This window comes from Streptomyces sp. MB09-02B (genome assembly GCF_033794485.1).
GTDB lineage: Bacteria > Actinomycetota > Actinomycetes > Streptomycetales > Streptomycetaceae > Streptomyces.
The window spans coordinates 1-698 of sequence record NZ_JARGEE010000976.1 but is presented as its reverse complement, the minus strand read 5'-3'; the positions used below and the strand labels follow the sequence as shown (position 1 = coordinate 698).

Annotated in this window: 1 protein-coding gene; it reads left to right on the top strand. The window is 66.3% G+C overall.

The window, feature by feature from the left end:
- The first annotated feature begins 109 nt into the window (after positions 1–109).
- Positions 110–559, top strand: coding sequence for a hypothetical protein (locus P1P70_RS45420; RefSeq protein ID WP_319248450.1), 450 nt, complete (start codon positions 110–112; stop codon positions 557–559).
- The last annotated feature ends 139 nt before the right edge of the window (positions 560–698 follow it).

The window sequence follows — 698 nt, the reverse complement described above, 5'->3', positions numbered from 1 at the left end:
CCCACACCCCCCACCTCCCGATTTCACCCATTCGGCCTACACCACATGCGGCCCCCTCCTCGCCGCGTGAGCATGCGGGTGAGCTGTCCATCCCTCGGAGGAGGCCCTCATGGCCCAGCACAGCACCGCACCACGCTCGAACACCACGTCACAGGAGACGCCGATGTCCCACCGGGGCGCCCGCTCGGAGTGGGCCCACGGCGGGATGGTGTTCGCCGGTGTCCTGATGATGGTCATCGGCGTCATGGGCATCCTCAACGGCATCGCCGGGATCGCCACGGACGACGTGTACGCGAACATCGGCAGCTACGTCTTCGAGTTCAGCCTCACCACCTGGGGCTGGATCCACCTGGTGATCGGACTCTGCGTCCTGGCCACCGGGTGGGGCGTCATCCAGGGCCAGACCTGGGCCCGCGCGGTGGGAATCGCCCTGACCTCGCTGTTCGCCATCGAGTACTTCATGTTCCTGCCCTACGCGCCCGTCTGGTCGGTCGTCTGCATCGGCATCGCGGTCTTCGTGGTCTGGTCCCTGGCGACGTCCCCGGACCCCACGCCGTAGATACGGCGAACGACAACGGCCCTGCGGGCCGAAGAGCGAAGCCGGGCGCAGCCCCGGCTTCGCTCTTCAGGGGCGCGGGGACCGCGCTTGCTCTTATACACATCTAACCTTTCCGACGAAAAACATTTTGGAGATTCCG